Genomic DNA, 24,316 nt, shown 5'->3' with positions numbered 1-24,316 from the left:
GCTCCTGTCCAAGAGAGTTCGATGCGGTGAATGCCCGCGGTGGGGCTTCCCGGCCGGCGGCGCGCCGAGTCCGGAGCGCCGCCGCCGCTCGCGGTCAGTCCGTGAGCCGGCGAATCCGGGTCGTCTCGCGGACGACCGCCCAGGCGTCGGCCACCGGGCCCACGTGTCCGAGCTTGTCGGGGTTGACCACCGTGCGGATCGTCTGGATGCGTCCGTCGAGGATGTCGAGGGTCCAGGTGTTGACGACCTTGCCGTCCCGGTCGCGGAAGATCGCGCCCGGCTGGCCGTTCACCTGGTGTGGTTCCACGACGCCGCCGATCCGGACGAACGGCGCCAGGAGCGCGGTGAGCACCCGGGCCACGTTGGCGGCGCCGGAGACGCCCGCGCCCCAGCGGGGCGCCTTGCCGCCGCTGTCGCCGATCATGCGAACGTCGGCGGCGAGCAACTCGGTCAGTCCGTCGACGTCGCCTTCGGCGAAGGCGACGAAGAACCGCTCGGCGAGTTGCTCGCGCTCCTTGCGGTCGGCCTGGAACCGGGGCCGGCCCGCGTCCATGTGGCGGCGCGCCCGTACCACGAGTTGCCGGCACGCCACCTCCGACCGGCCCACCGCCGAGGCGATCTCCGGGAAGTCGAATCCGAACACCTCGCGTAGTACGAAGACCGCGCGTTCGAGCGGGCTGAGCCGCTCCAGCAGCAACAGGGCCGCCATCGACACCGAGTCGGCCAGCTCAGCCGAGCGCTCCGGGTCCTGGTAGGGGTCGCTGAGCAGCGGTTCGGGGAACCACGGCCCGGTGTACTCCTCCCGCCGGACCCGGGCGGAGCGCAGCACGTCGATCGAGATCCGGGTTACCACGGCCGACAGGAAGGACTTGGTCGACGTGGGTTGTGTCGGGGAGGCCGCGTAACGCAGCCAGGTCTCCTGGACCGCGTCCTCGGCCTCCCCCACGCTGCCGAGGATGCGGTAGGCGATCGAGAACAGCAGCGGCCGCAGTTCCTGGAACTCCTCGGCGCGCGTCATGCCAGCTCTTTCGCGAAGCCATGCCGCCATGAGGGGTAGCTCGGCTGCCAGCCGAGCTCCCGCTTGGCCTTGGCGTTGGAGAAGCCGCGCCCCTCGGTCATCATCGTCACCGCCACGTCCCCGGCCAGTGGCCGGGCCACCCAGGCGGGGACCCGCATCGGCCGCTTCGCCCCCGCGGACGCGGCCAGGTACGGAAGCCACTCGGCGGCCGGGGCCGGTTCGTCGTCGACGATGTTGAACACCCCGTGGGCCTGCTGCTCCACGGCCAGGACCGTGGCGCTCGCCGCGTCGTCCAGATGCACCCACGAGCAGTGGCCGGCGCCGCTCCCGACGACCGGAAACTGCCGCTTTCGCACGGGCTCGACCAGGTCCTCGGTGGCACCCGGCCCGTAGAACCAGCCGTAGCGCAGGACGGCGCCGCCCGCCTTGCCGACCGCGTCCTCGACGTGGCCGAGCGCCGCCATCCCCGGTTCCGCCGGCGTCCCCGTCATCGGGTCCAGCCCGTCCTGCTCGGTCTTCACCCATCCGCCCTCGCGGAGACCGTTCCAGGCGGCGTAGCCCTGCGCGACGAAGCCGGTCACCCCGGTCGCCTCGGCGGCGGCCAGCAGGTGGTCCGTCCCCGCGGTACGCAACCGGTTGGTGCCGGCGAACCACCGGTCCATGTGCTTCATGTCCGGCTTGCCGGCGTGCGCCACGGAGATCGCGGTCATCTGGTGCACGATCACGTCCGGCCGGGCCTTGGCCACCGCCTCGCCGACCGACATCGCGTCCAGCCCGTCCATCACGACGCCGTCCGCGCCCAACCGCCGCAGCAGATCCAGCTTGGCCGCGCTCGTCGTCGTGGCCGTCACCTGGTGCCCGCGAGCCACCAACCGCGGCACCAGCCGCCGCCCCAGAACCCCCGTGCCGCCCGCCACGAACACCTGCATGACCCTCACCTCCGGCTCAGAACCCGTCACTGCGACCCGAGACGAGACAGCCCGCCCGGCTGTGACATCCGCCGTCGAGGCCAGGCCGAACGCCCCACCCGCGGTCGCGTGTCCGCGAGCCCAGAGTCGCTGATCACTGGTGTCTACTGCCGCCTTGGATCACCGATCGCCAGTGATCTCAGGCCGCCGGGGTCAGTAGCGGAGGTCGGCGAGGACGCCGTAGTGGTCCGACGCCAGAACGCCGTCGATCGGGTCGGTGCCGATGACCTCGCAGTGGACGGGGTGGCCGGCGCCGCCGCGGCGGGGCCAGGCGGAGAGGATGTGGTCGATCCGGCGGTTCGGCCACAGCACGGGGACCGCCCAGGAGTTGGTGTTCGCCCATGTATGGCCGGGTCCGCCCGTCCCGGCCGTGGCCCAGGCGTCGTAGAACACCAGGTCCCGCGCCGCCGGTTCGGCCTTGCCGGTCAGCATCCGGATCTCGTCGCTGTCGGGGTCGGCGTTGAAGTCGCCGCACAGGATCGTCGGGTGCCGGCGGCTCTGCCGCTCGGCGATGTAGGCGCCGATCTCCCGTACCTGCTTCTGGCGCTCGGCGCTGTGCTCCAGCCGCCAGGCGAGGGCGGCGAGGAAGAGCTGCACCGGGCCGCGCGGACCGTCGAGCTCGGTGAACAGCAGGTCGCCGCCGGTGTCTCCCCAGCCGGACAGCCGTACCCACTCGTGCCGCGTGATCGGCCATCGCGACAGCACCGCGATCCCGGAGGTCGCGCCGTTGCTGACGACGTCCCCGGCGAACACGTGGTGCGGCATCCCGAACCGCTGCTCCTGCCCGCCCCACGCCTCGACCAGCGTGACGACGTCCGCGTCATGCCGGGCCAGGGTCTCGCGGATCGCTCCTTCGCGTCGCTCCCAGGGCCCGAACCGGCCCCAGACGTTCCAGGTGATCACCCGCAGGGTGGTCTCGATCAGGGGTCCGTACGGCTGCGCGATGTCGTACATCGTCCTCCTATTCGGTGCGCATCCCCAGGTAGGCGCGGAACATCGGGTGGACCTGGAACCGCTGGACCGCCGCGAGGTTCAGGTGCTGCACCTGGTGCATGCCGATGAACGCCCCCGGGCCGCCGCCCACCGGATCGGCCTCCCCGATGGGCCGGGCGGTGAGGAAGCCCGTCTGCCAGAGGATCTCGATCAGGCCGTCCGGGTCGCGGACGGGCAGCCAGGAGGAGGTGCCGTTCGTCGGGATCTCACCGAGCACCAGTTCCAGGCAGAGCAGTTGGAGGTCCTCCCGGTCGAACGTGTGGTCCCGGCCGCGGAACACCTCGAACACACCGAGCAGGCCGGGGTACTGGAAGCGGTACTCCGCGGCGATGTCCTTGGTCCGCTCCTCGGAGTAGCCGCGCTCCGCCCACCGGACCGCCTCGAACGGCAGCGGAAGGGCGGGGGCACGGTCCCGCGCCTCCTCGAGCACGGTCGTGCAGAACTCGATGATCTCGCGCGGCCGGTAGAGGGTGCGGTCGACCACGTACCGGAAGGAACCGTCCACGGGCCCACCGGGAGCCGGCGCGAACACGGCGTTCCAGCAGGTCAGATCGTCGGCGCGGTCGAGAACCTGGGTGTCGTAGCCCATCTCCCGCGCGGAGTACCGGATGCGCTTGGCGATGAGCTCGAGGAGGGAGTCCTCGCTCCACCGGATCGTCTCCAGCAGGTCCCGGTACTTCTGCGCGTCCTCGTACAGGGCCGGGATGTCGTCGTACAGCTCCCGCCGCAGCGAGACGTACACCGACAGGTTGCCGTGCAGCGCGTTGACGGACACGCACGCCTGGAACAGCCCGGCCACGAACGCCTTGGCGTCCTCGGAGGAGTCCCAGCCGCGGTCGAGCTCGTCGACGACGATCGTGACGCGCTGCCGGTCGAGGACCTTCCGGAGGGCGGGCAGCAGGGAGTGGATCTCCTCGAGCTTGTACAGCCGGTCCAGCTCCCGGGTCTTCGCACCCGCCTCGATCGGGCCGAGCTTGATGTTCTCCAGCCGCTTGAGGTACGAGACCAGGACGGACAGCCGGCCCATCTGGACGTTGGCATGGTTGTTGCGGATGTATCCGTTGATCTCGGCGCCCCCGCCCTTCGCCAGCCGCATGCCCTTCCGGGCGACCTCCTTCATGACCAGGACGTAGAGCAGGTACTTCCAGGCGGCGGCGTACGCGCCGTGCTTCGCCCAGGACCCGGCGTTCTCGGCGGCCATCGTGGAGCTGAGCAGCTCGTACGAGTAGTCCTCCGGGGACAGCTCGATCACGCGGTTGCCCGCGGTGCGCTCGCGCTTGGCGAGCACCTGGAAGATGGCGCTCTTGCCGGATCCGCGGTTGCCGAGGAGCACGGTCTTGGCGCCCGAGTGGACGCGGTTGTACGTGGCCGACTCGACGAAGCACTTGTCCAGGCCACGCCCGATGTCACGCTCGGCCGACGGCGCGCCGAAGTCGAGACCGTCGAGGATCTTGGAGGACAGGACCAGGCGCGTCACGACTTCACCACCGCTCGAAAGGGTCTTGGTAGATCTTCGCACGGCTGATGCGGCCCCGTCCCTGCGGCGTGATCGTCACTCTGCGCCCCGGATTTCCGTCGCACCGACCACCGAAATCCTCGGCACAAGCCATCTCAGCCGGGCGCGCGCGGGATCTATCTCTCGTTCTCGTGCTTGAACTGGGCCTCGAACCGCAGCAGGAGACGGCGTTCCTCGTCCGGGAGATCGTCGTACGGGGTGATCCGCTCGGGCGCCCGGCGCCGATCCCGGCCGGCGTTCGATCGCAGGGCGTCGTACACCTCGGGGCACGGCCACGTGCCGGCGCCCATGTAGACCAGGCCGAGGTGGAGGGAGCGCAGCAGCCTTCGCAGCGCCGATCTCTGGACGTCGTCTTCTCGCATGCGGGCCCTCCGGTCGCGATCCCGCCCCTGAGCGTCCCGCCACGCCCTCTCCGCAGGGTCGAGAGTCGCTGGACTCCGGGTTCGGCCGGGCCCGTACGGATCACCTGAGCCCCGACCGCCGCCGACGCGGCGCGGCGGATTCAGGAGGACCGGCGTGCCACTGGCGGCCTTAGGGAGCGGGCTGTCGTCGGCGGGCGCGGGTGACCAGGCGGCGCACCACCTCGTCGGTGTCCTCGGGGAGGCCGTCGATCGGGAACCAGCGCAGGTCCGCGGACTCCTCGCTGATCTGCTCCCGGGCGCCGTCCGGGGCGACGGCGACGTACTGGACGTCCAGGTGGTACGACCCGCCGTGGCACCAGACGCGGTGCCGGTCGAGGTGGAGCGGCTCGGGCAGCAGGCGCAGCCCGTCGATGCCGGACTCCTCGGTGGCCTCGCGCAGCGCCGCGCCCGCGAGCGTGGCGTCGTGCGGTTCGCAGTGGCCGCCCAGTTGCAGCCACATGCCCGCCTTGGGATGCAGCGTGAGCAGGACCCGCTCTCCGGGCGGGTCGAGGACGACCGCGCTGGCCGTCAGGTGACCGGGCACGCATTCGCGGAACATGGCGTTCTCGTGCGCCGACAGGTGCGCGAGGAAGTCGTGCCGCAGCAGGTCCTGCGCGGCGTCGGGCGCGTTCCAGTCCGACAGCGCGCGTACGGCGTCGGCGTGCAGTGTCATCGTCACCTCACCGGCGCGGCCGCGCCGACGCCGTCTGCTGCGGGGGCGTGGTCAGTCGCGGGGGCCGGGCTCGTCGTCGCCGGACTCGTCCTTCGGCTCGGTGAACTGCGAGATGTCCAGGTCGGCGCCCGTGCCCTCGACGAACGCCTCGGGGTTCTCCAGGTCGTCGGTGGTGGGCAGCAGGTCCGGGTGCGCCCAGACGGCGTCGCGTCCATCGTTGCCGCGGGCCTCGCCCAGGGCGGCCCACAGCGCGGCGGCCTCCCGCAGCCGCCGGGGCCGGAGTTCGAGGCCGACCAGCGTGGCGAAGGTGCGCTCGGCGGGGCCACCGGTCGCGCGTCGGCGGCGCACCGCCTCGCCGAGCTTGACCGCGGACGGCAGCCGACCATCGGCGGCGGCCGCGACGACGGTTCCGACCCAGCCCTCGACCAGGGCCAGCGCGGTCTCCAGCCGGGCCAGCGCGGCCTTCTGCTGCGGCGTCTCCTCCGGCGTGAGCGCCAGCTCCCCGCCGAGGGCCTCCTGCAGCGCCTCCGGGTTGGTCAGGTCCGCCCCGGCGATGGCCTCCTCGATCTTGGACAGGTCCACGGTGATGCCGCGCGCGTAGTCCTCGACCGCGCCGAGCAAGTGGGCGCGCAGCCACGGGACGTGCCCGAACAGCCGCTGATGGGCGGCCTCGCGCAGCGCCAGGTAGACGCGCACCTCGTCGGCGCTGACCTCCAGGCCCTCACCGAACGCGGTCACCCCGGCCGGCAGCAGCGCGCCGACGCCCTCGGGCGCCAGCGGCAGCCCGACGTCGGCGGAGCCGACGACCTCCAGCGCCAGCGCGCCCAGCGCCTGCCCGGCCTGCCCGCCGACCATCGCGCCCGACATCTGCCGCATCATCCCGACGAGCGGGCCGGCGACGGCCTTCATCTCCTCGGGCATCGCCTCACCCATGGAGTCGACCATCCGCGCCGCGATCGGGTCGCAGACCTTCGACCACACGGGGAGGGTGTTCTCGATCCACTCCGACCGGCTCCACGCCTGCGGGTTACGGATCCCCGCAGGGAGCGTCGTCGCCTCGTCCAGCCACAGGTCGGCCAGCCGGAGCGCCTCGACGACCGCCCGCCGCTCGGCGTCGACCACCGAGGGGTCGCCGCGCTCGACGACGGTGTGCCGGGCGACGTCCTTGGCCAGGTCCCAGTTCAGCGGGCCAGTGCTCGCGGACTGGCCGGCCAGCATGTCGGCGAACTGGTGGAGCATGGCGGCGAAATCCTGCATGCCGCCCGGGCCGAAAGGCCCCTCGTTACCGGGCTTGTTCTCATCGCCGGGCTCGTCCGGGCGGTTGAACCCGAAGGGGATGTCGCTCACAGGCTCGACCTCAGGCAGGATGAATAGGTCACAACCTTCACGTTAGCCGGTCGACGGCCGGGGGCGTGCGTTAGGAGGACTCACTCGACTTGAGTACACGAGAGGTTCGCCCACGGCGTAGCACGGGCCCGGTCGTCGCCGTCACGGGGGCGGCCGACGGCATCGGTCGTGCCCTGGTCGCCCGGCTGGCGGACTCGGGGGACATCAGGAAGGTCGTCGGCCTCGACGACCACCGCGGGGACGTGTCGGGGATCACATGGCGCGTGGTCGACGTCCGCGACCCGCAGCTCACCAGCCGCATCTCCGACGTGGACGTGATCGTCCACCTCGACATGGACCTGTCCCCGGACACCGATCACCGGGAGCGGCGGGCGTACAACGTCCGCGGCGCGCAGACCGTCATCACCGCGGCGGCGGCGGTACGGGTCCGCAAGGTGATCGTCATGACCAGCGCGATGGTGTACGGCGCGCAGGCGGACAACCCGGTGCCGATCCCGGAGGACTCCCCGCTCGCGGCCGAGCCCGACGACGGCGTCGTCGGCGACTTCCTGGAGATCGAGGAGCTCGCGAAGATGGCGCCGGTGGCGCATCCCGGCATGACCGTCACGGTCCTGCGGCCCGCCGCCCTCGTCGGCCCCGGGATCGACACGGTGGTGACCCGTCACTTCGAGGCGCCGCGGCTGCTCACGGTCAAAGGCTGCGAGCCGCGCTGGCAGTTCTGCCACGTCGACGACCTGGTCAGCGCCCTCGAACTCGCCATCACCGGGGAGATCTCCGGCCGGATCGCGGTCGGCAGCGAAGGCTGGCTGGACCAGGACGAGGTCGAGCAGATCACCGGGCGGCGGCGCTTCGAACTCCCGGCCGCGATCACCTTCGGCACCGCGCAGCGGCTGCACCGCATCGGCGTGACGCCGGCGCCGGCCACCGACCTGCACTATGTGGTCTATCCCTGGGTCGCGGACTGCGCCACACTGCGCCAGGCCGGCTGGAAACCGGCGCACGACAACGCCGATGCGCTGGCCGCGCTGCTCGAGGAGGTCTCCGGACGGCACGCCGTGGTCGGCCGCAGGCTGGCCCGGAAGGAGGCCACGATGGCCACCGCCGCGGGTGCGACCGTCGCCGTCATCGGCACCGCCGCGATCGTGCGGCGCGCACGCCGCAAGCGCCGCAGCTAGTCTCAACGGCGGCCGGCGCGAGTGGCGTGGCTGGTCTCGGCGGCGCGCGGCGGCCTCGGTCCGGCCGTTGCCGCGTCGGCGGGGTGCGGCCGAGACGGCCGTCGCGCGGGAGCGGTTTCGAGCTTCGCGGGTGCGATGGCCGACGGCCGGAACACCTCGCGGATGCCACCGACAGGCCCGCCTATGCCTCGTAACTCCCGTCGATGCTGACCAGGGGCGACTTCCGGCCAGCGGGTACCGTTCGTCCGTGGACGTGATCCGCTTGGCCGAAATCCGTGACACCGCGCTCTCCGTGGACGAGGTGCTCGCCGCCGTCACCGACCCCGGTGCGGGCGGCACGGCGCTGTTCGTCGGGACCGTGCGCGATGAGGATCACCGGCGCGCGGTGGCGCGGCTGTCGTACTCCGCGCATCCGACCGCCGTCGAGGCGCTGCGCACGGTCCTGGAGAAGGTCGCCGCGGAGTTCCCCGTACGCGCGCTCGCGGCGACGCACCGGGTCGGCGACCTGGAGATCGGCGATCTGGCCGTCGTCGTGGCCGCCGCCTGTCCGCACCGCGCGGAGGCGTTCGCGGCCTGCCGGAAGCTGATCGACGACCTCAAGGCGGAGGTTCCCATCTGGAAGCATCAGCGCTTCACGGATGGGGACGAAGAATGGGTGGGCACAGACTGACCTGCGGCGGAGCATGCAGGTTACCCTGGGTATAACGCTTCGTACCGAGGTGACGCGCATGTCCATTCTGGCGTGGTGGGCCATCCCGGTGGCCGTGGCCCTGCTGACGGGGGCCCTGATGACCCTGCGGGGACGCAGGCCACGTGTACGGAGGTCGTTCGAGGAGATCGAACACTTCCAGCGGTTCCGTGACGCCATGGAGCGGCCGCGCCGCAAGACCCGGGGACGGCGGCCTCGGTCGACCGCGTAGGCTTCCGGGCATGTCCCGCCGTGCTGCCACTCTGGTCGTCGCGAGCCTCCTGATCCTCCTCCTGGGCCTGGCCGCGGCAGTCATGCCCGTGCCGTACGTCGCGCTCCGGCCCGGCCCGACGTCCGACACGCTGGGCACGCTAGGCAAGGCGCCGCTGATCCAGATCACCGGCGCGCAGACCTACCCGACGGAGGGACACCTCAACTTCGTCACGGTCGCCTACCAGGGGGGTCCGGGCAACCGGATCGACCTGTTCACCGCGCTGCGCGGCTGGTTCGACCCGGACGTCGCCGTGGTCCCCGAAGAGACGATCTTCCCGAAGAACGTCTCCAGCAAGAAGGTGGACCAGGAGAACGTCCAGGAGATGGCGAACTCCCAGGAGTCCGCCACGGCCGCCGCGATGCACGAGCTGCACAAGCCGGTGACCACCGCCGTCCTGGTCGATTCCGTGCAGAAGGGGCTCCCGTCGGACGGCCGGCTGCGGCCCGGCGACCAGATCACCGCGATCGACGGCAAGCAGATCAAGGACATGCCCGGCGTCACCGCGGCCGTCGGCGCGCACAAGCCCGGCGACACGGTGACCTTCACCGTCAAGCGGGACGGCAAGGACACCCAGGTTCCCGTGAAGACGGTGGTCTCACCGGACAAGACGGGCGACCGGGCCGGCAAGGCCATCGTCGGCGTGATCCTGAAGGAGAAATACCAGTTCCCCGTCACCGTCAAGATCAGCGTCGGTGACATAGGCGGTCCCAGCGCCGGGCTGATGTTCTCGCTCGGCATCTACGACAAGCTGACGCCCGAGGACATCACCGGCGGCCGGTTCATCGCGGGCACCGGAACGATCACTCCGGACGGCCAGGTCGGGCCGATCGGCGGGATCCAGCAGAAGATGGTCGCCGCGCGGCAGGCGGGCGCCACGATCTTCCTCACCCCGACGCAGAACTGCGCCGACGCCGTCGCGTCCAAGCCCAAGGGCCTGCGGCTGGTCCGGGTGGACACCATGCACGGCGCCCTGCAGGCCCTGACCGCCATCCGGACCGGCCAGGGCGGCGTCCCCGCCTGCCCGGCCGCCTGAGCAGCTCAGGCCTGTCCGGTCGGCTGAGTACCTCCGCCTGTCCGGTCGGCTGAGTACCTCCGCCTGTCCGGTCGGCTGAGTACCTCCGCCTGTCCGGTCGGCTGAGCAGCTCCGTCGGCCCGGGTCGGGTGAGCGTTCCGCCTGCCGGGCCGGCTGAGCGTTCCCGCCGGCGCGGGCGAACGAGCCGGCGGAGACGTCGTCAGCTGAGCGTCGAGGCGAGCGCGTCGGTCAGGTGGGGGACGAGCTCGGGGCCGGTGAGCACCTCGTCGTCGCTGTCGTGACCGCGCAACCGCATGGCCGAGTAACGGGAGCCGTCGCGCAGCACGCCCACGACGAGGCGTACGTCCTCGCGGCCGGGATGCCGGGCGGCCCAGGTCACCGGGTCGTCGTCCGGCGCCTCCTCCTCGGCGCCCTCCGGTAGCAGGATCCGTTCGAGGATCAGCGCGCAGCCGGCGACCTGGCCGGGCCATTCGATGCCGTGCAGGACGTCCTCGATCGGCCGGTCGAGCGGCAGGTCCGGCTGTTCGAGGGCGGCGATGCCGTCGGGCTCGTCCGGGACGCCGAGCTGCCGGGCGAGCTCCGGCTCGTTGCGGTTCAGCTCCGGGGCCGCCACCAGGGCGTACAGCCGGGGCGGGGCGTCCCAGCCGGTGGCGGCCGCATGCCGTTCGAGGTCGCGGACGACATCTTCCAATCGGGTCATTCGTTCATCTTTTCATCGTCGCCGGCCACCTTTCGGCCACAGGTGGTCCGGGCCGTCGCGGGAACCTGGGCAGGGCTCGGTAAGTTGCCCTCAGAGACACCCGGCGAAGGGGAGTGGCCGTGTCCTTCCGAAGCCCCGGCTCTTTCGGCCGGATCCGCGTGGGCCGATCACGGCTACTGGTGCGCGTCATCGTCATCCTGGCGATCCTGGTCGCGGTCTTCTTCGCGTTCACCGCGGTATGGACCGATGTGTTGTGGTACCGCTCCGTCGGGTTCTCCTCGGTGTACACCAAGCAGATCACGACGCGCGTGACGCTGTTCCTGTGCGCCGGTCTGCTGATGATCCTCGTCCTCGGCGCCAACGTCGTCCTCGCCTACCGCCTCCGCCCGCCGGACCGGCCGGCGTCGGTCGAGCAGCAGGGGCTCGACCGCTACCGCGCCGCGGTCGACCCGTACCGCCGGCTGCTGGTGGCCGGGGTGCTGACGCTGGCGGGCCTGCTGGCCGGCTCCTCGGCGGCCGGGCAGTGGCGGACCTGGCTCGCGTTCGTGAACCGGCAGCCGTTCCACATCAAGGACCCGCAGTTCCACAAGGACATCTCGTTCTTCGTCTTCACGTACCCCCTGCTGCGGCTGGTGCTCGGCTTCCTGTTCGCGGCGGTCATCCTGGCCTTCGTCGCGGCGCTGATCGTGCACTACCTGTACGGCGGACTACGGCTGCAGGGACCGGGGGAGCGGGTCGGGTCGGCGGCGCGCGCGCACCTGTCCGTGCTGTTCGGCGTCTTCGTGCTCCTGAAGGCGGTCGCGTACTGGTTCGACCGGTGGGGCCTGGCCGACTCCCAGCGCGGGGTCGTCACCGGCCCGTCGTACACCGACGTCAACGCCGTGCTGCCCGCCAAGACCATCCTCGCGGTGATCGCGCTGATCTGCGCGCTGATGTTCTTCGCCACGCTGGTGCGGCGCGGCGCGATGCTGCCCGGGATGGCGTTCGGCCTGCTCGTGCTGTCGGCGATCCTCATCGGCGGCGTCTACCCGCTGCTGATCCAGACGTTCCAGGTCAAACCCAACGAGGTGGACAAGGAGTCCCGGTACATCGGCCGCAACATCGCGGCCACCCGCCAGGCGTACGGCGTGGCGGGCACCCAGGTCACCGACTATGTGCCGAACACCAAGCTGTCCCCGGAGCAGGCCAAGCAGGAGACCTCCACCCTCCCCAACGTGCGCCTGCTCGACCCCGCCGTCGTCTCGCCGACGTACCAGCAGCTCCAGCAGATCAAGGGCTGGTACAAGTTCGCCAATCCGCTGGACATCGACCGGTACCCCGATGACACCGGCGCCCTGCGGGACACGGTCGTCGCCGTACGGGAGCTCGAGGGCCCACCGCCCGGCCAGACCAACTGGATCAACAGCCATCTCGTCTACACGCACGGGTACGGCTTCGTCGCCGCCCCGGGCAACCAGGTCGACGTCCAGGGCGCGCCGGTCTTCACCGAGAAGGACATCCCCCCGTCCGGGTCGCTGAACATCGCCCAGCCGCGCGTCTACTTCGGCGAGCGCTCACCCGGCTACTCCATCGTCGGCGGCACGGCGCAACGCGAGGTCGACTACCCGGACGACAAGAACCCCAGCGGGCAGGCCAACACCGCCTACGACGGCAAGGGCGGCGTCCCGATCGGCTCGCTGTTCGACCGGACCCTGTACGCCCTGCGGTTCAAGGAGAAGAACCTCCTGCTGTCCGGGGCGATCAACTCCAGATCCCGGATCCTGTACGACCGCACGCCGCGCGAGCGCGTGCAGAAGGTCGCGCCCTGGCTCAAGGTCGACGGCAATCCCTACCCGGCGGTCGTCGACGGGCGGATCACGTGGATCGTCGACGGCTACACCACCGCGGCGAACTACCCGTACTCGGAGCGTACGAGCCTGGCCGACGCCACGCGGGACACCAACACCGAGAGCCGGGTGTCGGTCGCGGCCCAGGCCGGAGACCGCATCAACTACATGCGCAACTCGGTGAAGGCCACGGTCGACGCCTATGACGGCACCGTCACCCTATACGCCTGGGACGGAAGCGACCCGGTCCTCAAGACGTGGATGAAGGCGTTCCCCGGCACCGTACGCCCGCGATCGGCGATCCCGAACGACCTCCTGGCGCACCTGCGGTACCCGGAGGACCTGTTCAAGGTGCAGCGCCGGATCCTCGCCCGCTACCACGTCCAGAACCCGCAGGCCTTCTACGGCGGCGGCGACTTCTGGCAGATCCCCAACGACCCGACCGGCGAGGGCACCGTCGAGCCGCCCTACTACCTGAGCGTCAAGATGCCCGGCCAGAACGACCCGGGCTTCTCGCTGACCTCGACGTTCACGCCGAAGGGCAAGGTCACCAACCTGACCGCGTTCATGGCCGTCGACAGCGTGCCGACGAGCCCCACCTACGGCCGGATCCGCATCCTCCAGGTGCCGCGCAGCCAGGTGACCCCGGGGCCGGAGCAGGTGCAGAACACCTTCGAGAACAACCCGACCGTCTCCCAGCAGCTGACCCTGCTGCGCGGTCCCGGGTCCAGGACGGTGAGCGGCAACCTGCTGACGTTGCCGTTCGGCGGCGGATTCCTGTACGTCGAACCCATCTACCTGCAGGCGAACTCCGGAGCCGGCGCCTACCCGCTGCTGAAACGGGTCCTCGTCTCGTACGGCGACGACATCGGCTTCGGCGCCACCCTCCAGGACGCGCTGGGCCAGGTGCTCGGCGGCGGCGCGGCGGCGAGCGCCGGCCCGCCGCTGCAGGCCAACGAGGACATCCGTGCCGCGATCGACGCGGCGAACCGCGCGTACGGCGACGCCCAGACCGCGCTGAAGAACAACGACTGGGCCGGGTACGGCGAGGCGCAGAAACGGCTGAAGGCGGCCCTGGACGAGCTGGCCAGGCTGCAGAAACAGAGCAGCGCGCGGCCGGCGCCGACGACGCCCGCGACGCCGAGCCCGACGCCCGCGACCACCCCGCCCGTGGCACCCACACCGACGCCGAGGCCGACGCGGTGAGGCCGTCGATTTGCAAGCACACCACGTGCCCCATAGAGTTGGGGCATCGCCGCGGGGTGGAGCAGCTCGGTAGCTCGCTGGGCTCATAACCCAGAGGTCGCAGGTTCAAATCCTGCCCCCGCTACCAGGTGAAGAGGCCCAGAGGATCATCCTCTGGGCCTCTTTCGTTTCATTCGCTTGCGCGATCCACCGGCTGCGCCGGAGGCTTGAGCCATGGTCTCTCGCCCGCGGCCCCTCACCGACGTCGCGCCCGCCGCGTGGATCGAGGCCGGGGTCGGTGACTTCGACTCCGGAGTGCACGCGCTGCTGCCCGCCGGGTTCGCGGCGTACGCGCGGCTGCCACACCCCGTGGAGGCCGCGGATGGGCGGCCGCTGCGCTGGCGGGAGATCGCGGAACGCTCCGGGCGGGCCCTCGACTCCCGCACGCGCTTCAAGGACATCGCCGGGCCGGCGGACGAGGAGCCGTGGGCCGGGTCGTTCCCCGCCGGGCTGCTGCCGGTCCTCTGCGAGATCCTCGCGGCGCACACCGCGACGCCGGGGCACTGCTACTTCGGCCTGTGGGACGGCTGGGGCTGGCTCGACGCCGACGGCCCGCGATTCCACCTGCCGGGGCGCGACCACCTGCTGTACGAGGGCCCCCTCGACGCCGCGACGGAGTTCGGCGACCGAGGGCCGGGCTACTTCTTCCAGCAGTCGCCGAATGTCGTCTGGCCGCAGGACCGGTCGTGGTGCGTCGCGACCGACGTCGACCTGGACTCCACGTACGTGGGCGGATCCGCCCGCCTGGTCGAGGACCTGACGGGCGGAACCCGCATCGAGGCGCTACCCGCCGAGCTGTCCGACCCGCTCGGCTGACCGCGTCGTCACTTCTTCTTGCACGCCGAGATATAGACGGTCTTGCTCCGGCTGCCGCCACTCTGGGAGGGCGGCGTGTACCCGGCCGGGAAGACCACCGTTCCGACGGAGACCCCGGTGTTGTGCTGCTTCTTGACGCACCGGCGAGCGGCGTTCTGGCTGAGGTAATTCTTGCCGGCGTTCCGCTTGACGCCGCTCTTCTTGTACAGGGTGTTGTTCTTGTAGAGCGCGACCTGGATGGAGATCGCCGCGACCTTCTTGGTGCACTTGATGTCGGCGGTGACGTTCACGATGTCGCGGTTCTTCGCGTGCGCGTGGTGGGAGTAGCGCGGGCTGTGAGTGGTGATCTTGCAGGTGATCACGTCGGCCCTCCTCCGGGGGACGGGCCGATCGCGGAATCGATTTGCAAGCACACCACGTGCCCCATAGAGTTGGGGCATCGCCGCGGGGTGGAGCAGCTCGGTAGCTCGCTGGGCTCATAACCCAGAGGTCGCAGGTTCAAATCCTGCCCCCGCTACCAGTGAGGCCCGGAGAGTCCGACTCTCCGGGCCTCTTTTTTTGCGCGGGCCTCCGCACGGAACCGTCGGGGACCGCAGCACCGTCTCATCCGATGGCCCGCCGTACGGAAGGAGAACGGGATGCCGGATCGTGAGAAGGTCGCGCTCGACGGAGTCCCGGAGACGCTGCTCTGGAACCTCTACCAGCGGGCGGCCGAGGCCGGGCGGCCGGACCCGGTCCTGCGCGATCCCAAGGCCGTCGAGCTGGTCGACGCACTCGACTATCCGTTCGCGGACCGGTTCGGCGCGGGACGGCTGGGCCAATGGCAGGCCCTGCGCGCGCTCCGCTTCGACCAGGAGGTCCGGCGGTTCCTCGACGAGCATCCCGACGGTCAGGTGGTCGCGCTCGGCGAGGGCCTGGAGACGCAGTTCTGGCGGGTCGACAACGGCCGGGTCCGCTGGCTCACCGTCGAACTTCCGGAGACCGCCGAACTGCGGGCGCGCCTGCTGCCCGACGACCCGCCCCGCCGGCGGACGGTGACGTGTTCCGCGCTGGACGAGGAGTGGACGCGGCACGCGGACCCCGCGAAGGGCCTGCTCCTGTCGGCCCAGGGCCTGCTCATGTACTTCGAGCCCGATCAGGTCCACCGGCTCCTCGCCCGGTGCGCGGAGCGGTTCCCGGGTGCCGAGATGATCTTCGACGGGGTGCCGCCGTGGTTCAGCCGCCGCACCCTGGAGGGCCGGATGACGACGGCCCAGGGCTACCAGGCGCCGCCGATGCCGTGGGCGGTGGACGCGGCGGAGAAGGCCCGGATCCGGGCGCTCGCCGGCGTCGCGGAGCTTCGCGACCTGCGCCCCCCGCGCGGTCGCGGACCGCTGCACGGCGCGCTGTTCCCGCTGCTGAACCGCCTCCGCCCGATGCGGGAGCTCGGCGTCACCGGCCTGCCCATCATGGCCGTTCGCTTCGCGGCCCCGGCGCAGGCGTGAGCACCGGCATCGCGGACGGGTCGCGACGGACCCCGGCGGCACGGCTTGATCAACTACATTTCTCGCAGTCTCCGGCGTTCAACGGAAAGGGCGGTGCCGATATCCCCGGAACAGGCCGGTGAGGACCCGGATGAGGCTCTCGCGGCGGCGATTCTGGACGCCGAGCAGGAGGCGCAGCTGGCCGAACTCATGCGTTCGCCGGCTCGCGTCGAGGCACTGATCGAGCAGAACGCGCTGGGGCTCGACTTCGACTTCGCGCTGAACCTCAGCGGCGGACTGGCCGCGCTCGGCTTCTCCGACACGGCCCGGCTCGTGGCCCGGAGCGCGCTCGCCGACGGCGACGCCAAGGTCCTGGCCGCCGGACAGCTGGCACTGGGCTGGATCGAGCTCAAGCGGGGCAAGCACCGCAAGGCCCTGGCGGCCATCGACGACGCGGTCAGGAACACCGACCTCGACGTTCTGGCGGAGGCCGCCTACCTGCGCGGCGTGATCCTGGAGTCGCGCGGAAAGCACGCGCAGGCGGCCGCGGAGTACGAGCGGGTGATCGGCATGCCACGGCGCAAGAGCGCGGGCCAGGCGGCGCTGTCCCTGGCGGAGATGCTGAGCACGGCCGGCGACGACGAACGGGCGGTCGAGGTGCTGGCCGTGGCGTTCGAGTCCGGGGTCGCGCACGTCGTGCCCCAGGCGGCCCTCCAACTGGCGCTCATCCGCGACCGCTCGGGTGACGTCGAGGGCGCGATCCCGCTCTACCGGGAGGCGATGGAGTCCGGTCTCCCGTCGGCGGCTCCCCGGGGCGCGTTCCACCTCGGTCAGATCCTCCTCGGCGCGGGGGACGTCACGGGCGCCCAGGAGGCCTTCGAGACGGCCTACGCCGCCGGAGACCCGGAGTTCGCCCCGAAGGCCGGGGTCAACCTCGGGACCATCTACATGGACGCGAACCGGGTGCCCGAGGCGTTCGCCTGTTTCGAGACGGCCGCCGGTTCGCCGGACCGGAACGTCGCGGCGCTCGGGCACTGCTACGTCGGCGTGGTCCTCGCCGACACCGACACGGCGGCCGCGGAGCGTCACCTGCGCACGGCGATGAAGCAGGGCGACCGTCAGGTCAAGGAGCTGGCGTCCGAGGTCCTGCGCCGGATGGGGCGCTGACGAGCCGGCGTCCGATGCTCCCGCCTCGGCTGGGGCACTGACGCCGGCGGTCGTCCCCGTGACACCGTGCGCTCGGACGGGTAGAGCCCTGGCATGGGGCCTATCGAGATCCGTCGCGTCTATGACGAGGCGGAGGACGGGGAAGGCGCGGTCTTCCTGGTGGACCGCATGTGGCCGCGTGGGGTGCGGAAGGCCGACCTGAAGATCGACGGCTGGCCGCGCGACGTCGCGCCCTCCTCGGACCTCCGGCAGTGGTTCGGGCACCGGCCCGAGCGGTTCGCCGAGTTCGCCGAGCGGTACCGCCGGGAACTCGACGAACGGCCCGAGGCCGAACGCCCGTTGATCGAGGCCGCCGAGAAGGGGCCCGTGACGCTGCTGTACTCCGCGCGCGACACCGAGCACAACCAGGCCGTCGTCCTCCGCGACCACCTCCGGGACCGGCTCGGCGGGTAGGCGCGGCACCGGGTCAGGCGGGCGCGCCGACCGGGGAGCCGTTCACGGTGACGTCGGTGAGGACGAGGCCTTCCACGTTCTCCACGATGTCCGCCGCCGTCGCCGTGTCGAACCGGCAGTGCGCGAGCGTGACGTCCTTGATCGGGGCGTCCGGGTAGCCGCGCATGTCCAGCACGTACTGCGTGGTGCCGACGTGCAGGTTCTCGACGTGGATGCCGCTCACGTCGGGATTGTACGGGTGGCCGGGACCCTCGTCGTAGTAGAAGTCGACCTGGATCGCCGCGACGGACAACCGGCCGACCTCGACGTCCTTCAGGTGGACGTCGTGGATGTAGCCGCCTCGCATCGAGTTGCTCTTCAGCCGCAGGCAGCTGTTCAGGTTCGGGCTGGTCATCCGCAGGTTCCGGGCGTAGACGCCGGCGACGCCGCCGGTCATCTCGCTGCCGATCGTCACGCCGCCGTGGCCGTCGCGGAACTCACAGTCCTCGACGAGGATGTTCCGGCTGGGCGTGTTCACGCGGCGGCCGTCGGCGTTGCGGCCCGCCTTGATCGCGATGCAGTCGTCCCCGGTGTCGAAGGTGCAGCCGGTGATGACGACGTCGGTGGAGGACTCGGGGTCGCAGCCGTCGTTGTTGGGCCCGTGGCTGATCACCGTGACGTCGCGGACGAGGACGTTCCGCGACAGCACCGGATGGATCTCCCACATCGGGGAGTTCACGATGGTCACGCCCTCGACGAGGACGTTCTCACAGCGGTACGGCTGGATGAGGTTCGGGCGCAGGTAGTGCCCGGCGCCGAGGACGCGGTCGCGGACGGGCACCCCCTGGTCGGCCCACTGCTGCAGGAGCGTCCAGTCCGGGCCCTCCTGCGGGTCGCCGGGCTTCCAGCCGTACTCCGGCCTGCCCTTCCACGGCCACCACGCCGTGTTGCTCGCCTGCCCGTCGAGCGTGCCGGTGCCGGTGATCGCGATGTTCCGGGCGCCGTACGCGTAGATGAGGGGCGCGTAGTTGTAGCACTCCACACCCTGCCAGCGCGTGTAGACGGCGGGCAGGTACCGCGCCGGGTCGGTGTCGAACAGGACCGTCGCGCCCGCGTCGACGTGCAGGTCGACGTGGCTGCGGAGCCTGATCGGCCCGGTCAGGTAACGGCCGGGCGGGACCACGACCCGGCCGCCGCCGCGCCGCGCGCAGGCGCTGATCGCCGCGTCGAACGCCCGCGTGCAGTCGGTCGTGCCGTCGCCTGTCGCGCCGAAGTCCGTGATCCGGAACCGGTGGTGCGGGAAGCGCGGCGCGCGGACCCGGCGGCGGATCCGGTCGGCGGTCCGCCAGGGGTCCGCGTCGGCGAACGCGGATGCGCCGACGGCGGACGCCAGCAGGCCGCCGCCGAGGACGGCGCCGCTCGCTCCGAGGAATCGCCGTCGAGGCCATGATCCGCTCATTCTTCCTCCAGGGGGTCGGTCGTCCGAGGACGTCGCGGCGGGACGGGCCGTGACGGCGCGGACGTCAACGGATCGTCACGTCCGCGGCGCGGCCGTGGGGGCTCAGCTTCAGCACGACGCCGCCGAACGGGACGGGGGTGAAGGTCCAGCCCTCCGGCGCGGTGCGCAGCGCCCCCGTGTCGGCCGCGTGCGGCAGGGCACGGCCGGCCACGGTGACCGAACGGGGCGCCGGGGGCAGCAGCACGACGGCCTGCTGCTCCGTCGCGCCGGACACGCGCAGCCGTACGGTGGGGCCCGGCTCCGGCGCGTACAGCGAGCCGCTCAGGCCCGGCCGGGACAGCTCGCCGGTCCGCCAGCCGCCGAGGGCACGGGTGTTGAACCCGATCGACGCGCCCGCCCGCAGGTACAGCGGGAACTCGTCCAGGCTCGTCTCCCGCGTGATCGTGCGCCCGCCGCATCGCCTCGGTGACCGCGGACTGGTACAGGTCCGGGTAGCGCAGGTACAGGCCCGCGCCCGGGCCGCCCGCGAACGGCGTCGTCTCGAACCGGTACTCCTCGCTGCGGTCCTCCTTGGCCATGTCGACGCCCATCCGGAAGATCCGGGTGAGCTGGTCCACGTAGTGCTCGCGTGCGGCCGGGTTCGTGAAGTCGATGTAGTTGGTGCCCGGCACGAGCCAGCCGTTCTTCGCCCAGACGTCGTTGATGCCGGCGCACGAGCCGCCGCCCTGGGAGGACGACGGGGCGCTGACGACGTGGGAGGTCACCCACAGCCCGAACCGGACGCCCTGCGCGTGGATCTCGTCGATCATCCGCTGCGGGTCGGGGAAGAACGTCGGGTCGAACTCGCCGCTGTTGGTGCAGGCGCTTCCGTTGATCCGGTGGGTGTTGCCGGCCGGCTGCCGCTCCCACGGGTTGTCGATCCCGATGGTGCCGAGCGGGATGTCCAGCCTCTTCAGCTGCGCCACGTCGTCCAGCACCTGGGCCTGGTCGGCGTTGACGTCACGCCACTTCATGAGCGCGAACTCGCTCGCCGGCGGCATGCTCGGCAGGCCCACCGTCCGGTAGTACGCGCCGGTCACCGCCGCAGGCGAGCCGGTGTACACGTCGTAGGACAGCCCGGCGTCCTTCACGCAGATCTGCACACGGTCCGGCCGCGCGGTCGCCGCGACCGGGCAGGGGTACGGCTGCGCCGCGCCGCTCGGCGGCTTGGGAGTCTTCGCGCAGGTCGGGCCGTCGCTTCCTTGCGCCGCGCCGGGAAACGCGAACCGGCCGACGTGGTCGGTGTCCGCCCACAGCCCGTACCCGCCGGAGCTGAGGTAGAAGGCGCTTGCGGACTGCTCCTGGTTCTGGCAGTAGTCGCCGGCCTCGTTGCCCTCCTTGCCCGGGCTCCAGCCGCGGATGTGCCCGCGCAGGTCGACGTACGCGGCGGAGCTGCCGCCGAGATAGTGCTCCGTACCGCCCGCCGTCAGCGCCTCGAACACCGCGGTGACGTCGCTCGACGGGCTGACCGACCAGCGCACCCGCACGCCCTGCGCGGTCCGCGTGACCGTCACCGTCGCGGTACGCGCGGGTTCGTCGGTCGCGACCGGCACGCGGCGGCGGAGCCGGGCGGGCGTTCGGCGGTGGATCACGGGTGCGTTCCTCCTGGATTTCGCTCGTCGCCGGGGGCGTACGGGATCTGGAATCGGGCGGGCCGGCGGCTCCCGGCCTCGGCCGTGACCGCCGGCGTCATCGGGGCCGCCACCCGCGCAGGACGTGGGCGGGGTCGCTCCACCAGGCCGCCTCGGCGGCGGTCAGCGAGCGCGAGCACGGCAGCCGGGCGCCGGTATCGAGGGGCGCCCCGGCCAGGTCGGTGCCGCCGTACTCCCAGAACCGCACCCGCGCCGCCTGCGCGCAGTCGGCGTTGTTCAGCTGCCAGCCGTCGGGCCGGATGTGCGCGTCCATCGCCGTCCGGACGAAGACCACCTGGCTGCCGGGGTAAACGGTCGGGTCGATCCGTCCGAGGTGCACCGACGCGTCCGGAGTCTCCGGCCCGCGGGTGAGGCGATCGTCGACGAACACGTAGCCGGGGTGGGCCGCGTCGTTCCGCGCCTGGGTGACGTAACCGCCGTGCAGGGACCGCAGCTCGGTGCGCCGGACGAACACCGCGCCGGTGCCCCACACGAAGTCCACGTCGCCGGAGATCAGGCTGTCGGTGACGTAACCGCGGCCCTGCAGGCGGAGGGTGTCCTGGAAGCTCTCCAGGTCGACCCGCCGGAGAGTGATCCGGTCGGCGTTGCCGCGGAACGCCTCCGCCTGCGAACCTCCGTACGGCGTGGTGTTGCGCAGCGTGATGTCCTGCAGCCGGAAGTCGGCGGCCTCGACGCCGAACAGCGCCCGCCAGCAGTTGTACGTGTCGTGGCCGGGCAGCGCCTGACGCGGGCAGACGTCGCCCGGATCGGTGGACCCGGCCAGCGCGGTGTCCCCGTTCAGCCGGTTGTTGTTGGCGTACTCGACGACGGTCCGGCCCCGCCCGGCCCCACGGACCGTGATGTGCGGACGGTCGGCGCGTACGTAGTCGATCTCCTGGTACGTGCCGGGACGGACGTCGATCGCCACCGGCCGCTCGTTGCCCTCCGGAACGAAGTCGATCGCGCCCTGGACCGTGCAGAAGTCGCCCCGCCCGTCCGCCGCGACGGTGAGCCGCCGGGCCCCCGTACGAGGCGGGGCGGCCCGGGTGCGGAACCGCCAGGTCGCCGGGTCCTGGATGCCGGGGAGGCCGGGGAACGCCTCCGGATCGACCGTGACGTAGTACGTCCGCCCGTAGTCGAGCCGGTGATGCAGCGTGATCGTCGCGGTGTTCCCGTCGACGAGGACCGGGTGGTACGCGAAGGAGTGCGGGACCCCGGTGTCGGACACCGCGTCCCCGATCGTGCGGTGGTACGAGCGCGGGTCGGCCAGGTCGATCGCGTCGGCGACGGTGCCGTCCGCGCGGTGCACCTCGATGCGGCCGGAGGTGCCCGGCTGGAGCGGGCGGTCCGCGCTGAGCCGCAATGGCCCGTCGATGCACCGGTCCTGGCGGAGGCCGACAGGGGAGAGCCTGGCGGGTGCGGCCCGCCGTCCGGCGTCGGCGGTGGTGGCGTCGGCCGGGCCGACGCCGGCGATCACCGCGGCGGTCGCGGCCACCGCCACGAGCGACGTCCATCGAGCCGGCGCTCCACGCATGTCCGCCTCCCCGCTGCGTCGGTGGCCTTCTCCGGCCGCGGTGGGCGGGTCGCGCCGCCGCCGACCGGGCGTCGGCGGCACGTTGGGGAAGGACCCAGGGAAAACCTTTTCCGAAGGTCGCACGCGAGTCCGGGGACGTCAACCCGGCTTCCGCCGTCTTTCACGGCGGAGCCCCTGCGCCGGGCGGGCTGAACGTATGGTGCAATGCCGCCATGGGCACGGCGCAGACCGGCACGGGGGCACGGCCGCCCCGGGCGACGATCATCGACGTGGCGCGGGAGGCCGGCGTTTCTCCCGCCACGGTGTCCCGTGTCCTCACAGGTTCCAAACCCGTCTCGGCGGAGCCGGAGCAGCGGGTCCGCGCGGCCGTCGCGCGGCTCGGCTATCGGCCGAACCCGGCGGCGCAGGGACTGCTCCGCGGCACCACCTCCGCGGTCGGGGTGGTCGTCCCGGACCTGAGCAACCCGTACTTCGCGGAGGTGCTCAAGGGCGTCACCAACGCGGCCCAGCACGCCGACTTCCGCACGCTCGTCGCCGACACCGGCGAGAAGGCCGGGGCCGAACGCGACGCCGCCCTCGAGCTGTCCCGGTGGGCCGACGGCATCGTCCTGTGCTCGCCGCGGATGAGCCAGTGGGAGCTCACCGAGCTGGCGGCCGCCGTGCCTCGCCTGGTCTGCGTGAACCGGCGCAGCCGTGGCACGCGGATCCCCGCGGTGGCGGTGGACTTCGAGGCGGGCGTCGCGTCGATCTGCCGCCACCTGCGCGAACTCGGCCACCGCCGCGTCGCCTACCTGCGCGGCCCCGCACGCGCCTGGTCCGAACGCGCCCGGCAGCGGGCCCTGCGGGCGGCCGGCGGACCCGACCTGGAGATCGTTCAGATCCCGTGCGGATCGAGCAGCGTCGACGGGCATTCCGCCGCCGACGCGGCCCTCGCGACCGGCGCCACGGCCATCATGGCGTTCAGCGACTACGTCGCCCTCGGCGCGCTGGCGCGGTTCGACGAGCTCGGCGTCTCGGTGCCCGACGAGATCTCGCTCACCGGTTTCGACGACATCGCGCTCAGCCGTCTGGTCTCCCCGCGGCTCACCACGGTGACGGTCAACAAACAGGATCTCGGCCTGCGGGCCTGGCAACTGTTCGTCGACACCGGCGCCGACGGCATCGCCGGCTCGGTGGTCGAGGTGACGCCGGAGCTGGTCGTCCGCGGCTCGACCGCCGCACCGACCGGGGTGACGAGCCCACGGCGCGAGACCGTCCACGACAGGTGATCGTTCAACCCGCTACGCGGCCGGTACGGACACCGCCTCGGTCATGACACCACTGGGCGGGCGGCGAACTCGATCTGGGGTCGATTGCCGATGTTGGGGGCCCCGCGTCGATGGCGAAGGATCAGCGCGACTCTTACCCGGAAGTTCGCCCGGCGGACCGCACGATTTGACGGGGTTTCTAGGCGGACGTAATGTTCTCTTCGCCCCAAGGGGAGCGGGACGCCGGAAGGCGGCCGGCCCAAGGGGAAATCCACACAGAGTTGTTCTGGTCCGGACGCTGTTCGGGCCGGGGTAGCATGGTGTGGTCGCCCCGAGACGGGATGCGGAACATCGCTGAGGCGGTGGTCGGCCTGTGGGGAACTTCTGGATGGTGCTGCTGCGGCCGGTTCGCCGGTCGGGGTTGTTGCTGTCTGGAGGGGGCGTTCCGGCTGTGTGTGTCGGTCCCATAAAGATCTACGGATCGGGGTTGACAAACGGAGCGGGGGCGCTAAGATAGAAGGGTTGCCCCAGACGGGGTCCGACGGAAGTCGGGTCTCGGACGGTGTGTGTCCGTTTCTTGAGAACTCAACAGTGTGCTAAAAGCCAGTGCCTTTATGGTCCTCGCTGATCGTGGTCGGCTCTTCGGGGTCAATCATGGTTGGTTTGGATTC

Annotated in this window: 22 protein-coding genes and 2 tRNA genes; 12 read left to right on the top strand and 12 right to left on the bottom strand. The window is 71.5% G+C overall.

Annotated elements, in window-relative coordinates; all coding sequences use genetic code 11:
• Window positions 1-94: 94 nt before the first annotated feature.
• The 7 genes from AB0L00_RS06060 to AB0L00_RS06030 form a co-directional block, all read right to left on the bottom strand.
• On the bottom strand, window positions 95-1,018 hold the full coding sequence (locus AB0L00_RS06060; RefSeq protein ID WP_364429090.1) for an RNA polymerase sigma-70 factor: 924 nt from the start codon (window positions 1,016-1,018) through the stop codon (window positions 95-97).
• Window positions 1,015-1,947: an NAD(P)-dependent oxidoreductase gene (locus tag AB0L00_RS06055; RefSeq protein WP_364429087.1), complete on the bottom strand. Its 933-nt coding sequence runs from the start codon at window positions 1,945-1,947 to the stop codon at window positions 1,015-1,017. The genes AB0L00_RS06060 and AB0L00_RS06055 overlap by 4 nt, the downstream gene beginning before the upstream one ends.
• A gap of 192 nt (window positions 1,948-2,139) precedes the next feature.
• Window positions 2,140-2,940 carry an endonuclease/exonuclease/phosphatase family protein gene (locus AB0L00_RS06050; RefSeq protein WP_364429086.1) on the bottom strand — a complete coding sequence of 267 codons (801 nt, stop codon included), beginning with the start codon at window positions 2,938-2,940 and terminating at the stop codon, window positions 2,140-2,142.
• Window positions 2,941-2,947: 7 nt separating this feature from the next.
• The gene (locus AB0L00_RS06045) at window positions 2,948-4,456 is read right to left on the bottom strand and encodes a hypothetical protein (protein ID WP_364429085.1); all 1,509 of its coding nucleotides are present in this window, start codon (window positions 4,454-4,456) and stop codon (window positions 2,948-2,950) included.
• 155 nt (window positions 4,457-4,611) lie between these two features.
• Window positions 4,612-4,857 carry a hypothetical protein gene (locus AB0L00_RS06040; protein ID WP_364429084.1) on the bottom strand — a complete coding sequence of 82 codons (246 nt, stop codon included), beginning with the start codon at window positions 4,855-4,857 and terminating at the stop codon, window positions 4,612-4,614.
• A gap of 169 nt (window positions 4,858-5,026) precedes the next feature.
• On the bottom strand, window positions 5,027-5,569 hold the full coding sequence (locus tag AB0L00_RS06035; RefSeq protein ID WP_364429081.1) for an NUDIX hydrolase: 543 nt from the start codon (window positions 5,567-5,569) through the stop codon (window positions 5,027-5,029).
• A 51-nt stretch (window positions 5,570-5,620) separates the two neighbouring features.
• Window positions 5,621-6,916, bottom strand: coding sequence for a zinc-dependent metalloprotease (locus AB0L00_RS06030; protein ID WP_364429079.1), 1,296 nt, complete (start codon window positions 6,914-6,916; stop codon window positions 5,621-5,623).
• Window positions 6,917-7,005: 89 nt separating this feature from the next.
• Between AB0L00_RS06030 and AB0L00_RS06025 the strand changes: the two genes are divergently transcribed.
• From AB0L00_RS06025 to AB0L00_RS06010, 4 genes are all read left to right on the top strand, one after another.
• Window positions 7,006-8,091: an NAD-dependent epimerase/dehydratase family protein gene (locus AB0L00_RS06025; RefSeq protein WP_364429076.1), complete on the top strand. Its 1,086-nt coding sequence runs from the start codon at window positions 7,006-7,008 to the stop codon at window positions 8,089-8,091.
• A gap of 247 nt (window positions 8,092-8,338) precedes the next feature.
• Window positions 8,339-8,761, top strand: coding sequence for a molybdenum cofactor biosynthesis protein MoaE (locus AB0L00_RS06020; RefSeq protein ID WP_345353916.1), 423 nt, complete (start codon window positions 8,339-8,341; stop codon window positions 8,759-8,761).
• Between the two features lie 58 nt (window positions 8,762-8,819).
• Entirely contained in the window at window positions 8,820-9,011 is a 192-nt protein-coding gene (locus AB0L00_RS06015) for a hypothetical protein (RefSeq protein ID WP_345353915.1), read from the top strand.
• A 10-nt stretch (window positions 9,012-9,021) separates the two neighbouring features.
• Window positions 9,022-10,086 (top strand): PDZ domain-containing protein, encoded by a 1,065-nt coding sequence (locus AB0L00_RS06010; protein WP_364429073.1) that lies wholly within the window; start codon window positions 9,022-9,024, stop codon window positions 10,084-10,086.
• Between the two features lie 199 nt (window positions 10,087-10,285).
• Here the strand turns inward: AB0L00_RS06010 and AB0L00_RS06005 are convergent, their stop codons facing one another.
• Window positions 10,286-10,786, bottom strand: coding sequence for a PPA1309 family protein (locus tag AB0L00_RS06005; protein WP_364429070.1), 501 nt, complete (start codon window positions 10,784-10,786; stop codon window positions 10,286-10,288).
• A gap of 119 nt (window positions 10,787-10,905) precedes the next feature.
• On the opposite strand from AB0L00_RS06005, the gene AB0L00_RS06000 reads away from it, so the two are divergent.
• The 3 genes from AB0L00_RS06000 (at window position 10,906) to AB0L00_RS05990 (ending at window position 14,673) form a co-directional block, all read left to right on the top strand.
• Window positions 10,906-13,818 (top strand): UPF0182 family protein, encoded by a 2,913-nt coding sequence (locus tag AB0L00_RS06000; protein WP_364429067.1) that lies wholly within the window; start codon window positions 10,906-10,908, stop codon window positions 13,816-13,818.
• Between the two features lie 50 nt (window positions 13,819-13,868).
• Window positions 13,869-13,945, top strand: a tRNA-Met gene (locus AB0L00_RS05995).
• An 86-nt stretch (window positions 13,946-14,031) separates the two neighbouring features.
• Window positions 14,032-14,673: a hypothetical protein gene (locus AB0L00_RS05990; protein WP_364429064.1), complete on the top strand. Its 642-nt coding sequence runs from the start codon at window positions 14,032-14,034 to the stop codon at window positions 14,671-14,673.
• 8 nt (window positions 14,674-14,681) lie between these two features.
• Here the strand turns inward: AB0L00_RS05990 and AB0L00_RS05985 are convergent, their stop codons facing one another.
• Window positions 14,682-15,035, bottom strand: a complete 354-nt coding sequence (locus tag AB0L00_RS05985; protein WP_364429062.1) for a hypothetical protein — start codon at window positions 15,033-15,035, stop codon at window positions 14,682-14,684.
• A gap of 81 nt (window positions 15,036-15,116) precedes the next feature.
• On the opposite strand from AB0L00_RS05985, the gene AB0L00_RS05980 reads away from it, so the two are divergent.
• The 4 genes from AB0L00_RS05980 to AB0L00_RS05965 all read left to right on the top strand — a co-directional run bounded on the left by AB0L00_RS05980 (window position 15,117) and on the right by AB0L00_RS05965 (window position 17,756).
• Window positions 15,117-15,193 (top strand) — tRNA-Met (locus AB0L00_RS05980).
• Between the two features lie 118 nt (window positions 15,194-15,311).
• A complete protein-coding gene (locus tag AB0L00_RS05975) occupies window positions 15,312-16,157 on the top strand; it encodes a class I SAM-dependent methyltransferase (protein WP_364429059.1) in 846 nt (281 codons plus the stop codon).
• A gap of 93 nt (window positions 16,158-16,250) precedes the next feature.
• Window positions 16,251-17,303, top strand: a complete 1,053-nt coding sequence (locus AB0L00_RS05970; protein WP_364429056.1) for a tetratricopeptide repeat protein — start codon at window positions 16,251-16,253, stop codon at window positions 17,301-17,303.
• A gap of 93 nt (window positions 17,304-17,396) precedes the next feature.
• Window positions 17,397-17,756 carry a DUF488 family protein gene (locus tag AB0L00_RS05965; protein WP_364429054.1) on the top strand — a complete coding sequence of 120 codons (360 nt, stop codon included), beginning with the start codon at window positions 17,397-17,399 and terminating at the stop codon, window positions 17,754-17,756.
• Between the two features lie 13 nt (window positions 17,757-17,769).
• On the opposite strand, the gene AB0L00_RS05960 is transcribed toward AB0L00_RS05965, so the two are convergent.
• The 3 genes from AB0L00_RS05960 to AB0L00_RS05950 all read right to left on the bottom strand — a co-directional run bounded on the left by AB0L00_RS05960 (window position 17,770) and on the right by AB0L00_RS05950 (window position 22,398).
• The gene (locus tag AB0L00_RS05960) at window positions 17,770-19,194 is read right to left on the bottom strand and encodes a glycoside hydrolase family 28 protein (RefSeq protein WP_364429051.1); all 1,425 of its coding nucleotides are present in this window, start codon (window positions 19,192-19,194) and stop codon (window positions 17,770-17,772) included.
• On the bottom strand, window positions 19,191-20,825 hold the full coding sequence (locus AB0L00_RS05955) for a TIM-barrel domain-containing protein (RefSeq protein ID WP_364429049.1): 1,635 nt from the start codon (window positions 20,823-20,825) through the stop codon (window positions 19,191-19,193). Before AB0L00_RS05955 ends, AB0L00_RS05960 begins: the two co-directional genes overlap by 4 nt.
• 97 nt (window positions 20,826-20,922) lie before the next feature.
• On the bottom strand, window positions 20,923-22,398 hold the full coding sequence (locus AB0L00_RS05950) for a pectinesterase family protein (protein WP_364429047.1): 1,476 nt from the start codon (window positions 22,396-22,398) through the stop codon (window positions 20,923-20,925).
• Window positions 22,399-22,610: 212 nt separating this feature from the next.
• Here AB0L00_RS05950 and AB0L00_RS05945 point away from each other — a divergent pair, with 212 nt between their 5' ends.
• Window positions 22,611-23,666 (top strand): LacI family DNA-binding transcriptional regulator, encoded by a 1,056-nt coding sequence (locus AB0L00_RS05945; protein ID WP_364429045.1) that lies wholly within the window; start codon window positions 22,611-22,613, stop codon window positions 23,664-23,666.
• Window positions 23,667-24,316 lie beyond the last annotated feature (650 nt).

This window comes from Actinoallomurus sp. NPDC052308 (assembly GCF_040679195.1).
Taxonomy (GTDB): domain Bacteria; phylum Actinomycetota; class Actinomycetes; order Streptosporangiales; family Streptosporangiaceae; genus Actinoallomurus; species Actinoallomurus liliacearum.
Note: the sequence above shows the minus strand (reverse complement) of the source record. Positions and strands in the feature narration are given on the sequence as shown.

Bases quoted from the DNA above. Each gene is read 5' to 3' on its own strand.
- AB0L00_RS06060 (WP_364429090.1), bottom strand. From the start codon at position 1,018: ATGACGCGCGCCGAGGAGTTCCAGGAACTGCGGCCGCTGCTGTTCTCG.
- AB0L00_RS06055 (WP_364429087.1), bottom strand. From the start codon at position 1,947: ATGCAGGTGTTCGTGGCGGGCGGCACGGGGGTTCTGGGGCGGCGGCTG.
- AB0L00_RS06050 (WP_364429086.1), bottom strand. From the start codon at position 2,940: ATGTACGACATCGCGCAGCCGTACGGACCCCTGATCGAGACCACCCTG.
- AB0L00_RS06040 (WP_364429084.1), bottom strand. From the start codon at position 4,857: ATGCGAGAAGACGACGTCCAGAGATCGGCGCTGCGAAGGCTGCTGCGC.
- AB0L00_RS06035 (WP_364429081.1), bottom strand. From the start codon at position 5,569: ATGACACTGCACGCCGACGCCGTACGCGCGCTGTCGGACTGGAACGCG.
- AB0L00_RS06015 (WP_345353915.1), top strand. From the start codon at position 8,820: ATGTCCATTCTGGCGTGGTGGGCCATCCCGGTGGCCGTGGCCCTGCTG.
- AB0L00_RS06010 (WP_364429073.1), top strand. From the start codon at position 9,022: ATGTCCCGCCGTGCTGCCACTCTGGTCGTCGCGAGCCTCCTGATCCTC.
- AB0L00_RS06005 (WP_364429070.1), bottom strand. From the start codon at position 10,786: ATGACCCGATTGGAAGATGTCGTCCGCGACCTCGAACGGCATGCGGCC.
- AB0L00_RS05990 (WP_364429064.1), top strand. From the start codon at position 14,032: ATGGTCTCTCGCCCGCGGCCCCTCACCGACGTCGCGCCCGCCGCGTGG.
- AB0L00_RS05975 (WP_364429059.1), top strand. From the start codon at position 15,312: ATGCCGGATCGTGAGAAGGTCGCGCTCGACGGAGTCCCGGAGACGCTG.
- AB0L00_RS05965 (WP_364429054.1), top strand. From the start codon at position 17,397: ATGGGGCCTATCGAGATCCGTCGCGTCTATGACGAGGCGGAGGACGGG.
- AB0L00_RS05960 (WP_364429051.1), bottom strand. From the start codon at position 19,194: ATGAGCGGATCATGGCCTCGACGGCGATTCCTCGGAGCGAGCGGCGCC.
- AB0L00_RS05950 (WP_364429047.1), bottom strand. From the start codon at position 22,398: ATGCGTGGAGCGCCGGCTCGATGGACGTCGCTCGTGGCGGTGGCCGCG.
- AB0L00_RS05945 (WP_364429045.1), top strand. From the start codon at position 22,611: ATGGGCACGGCGCAGACCGGCACGGGGGCACGGCCGCCCCGGGCGACG.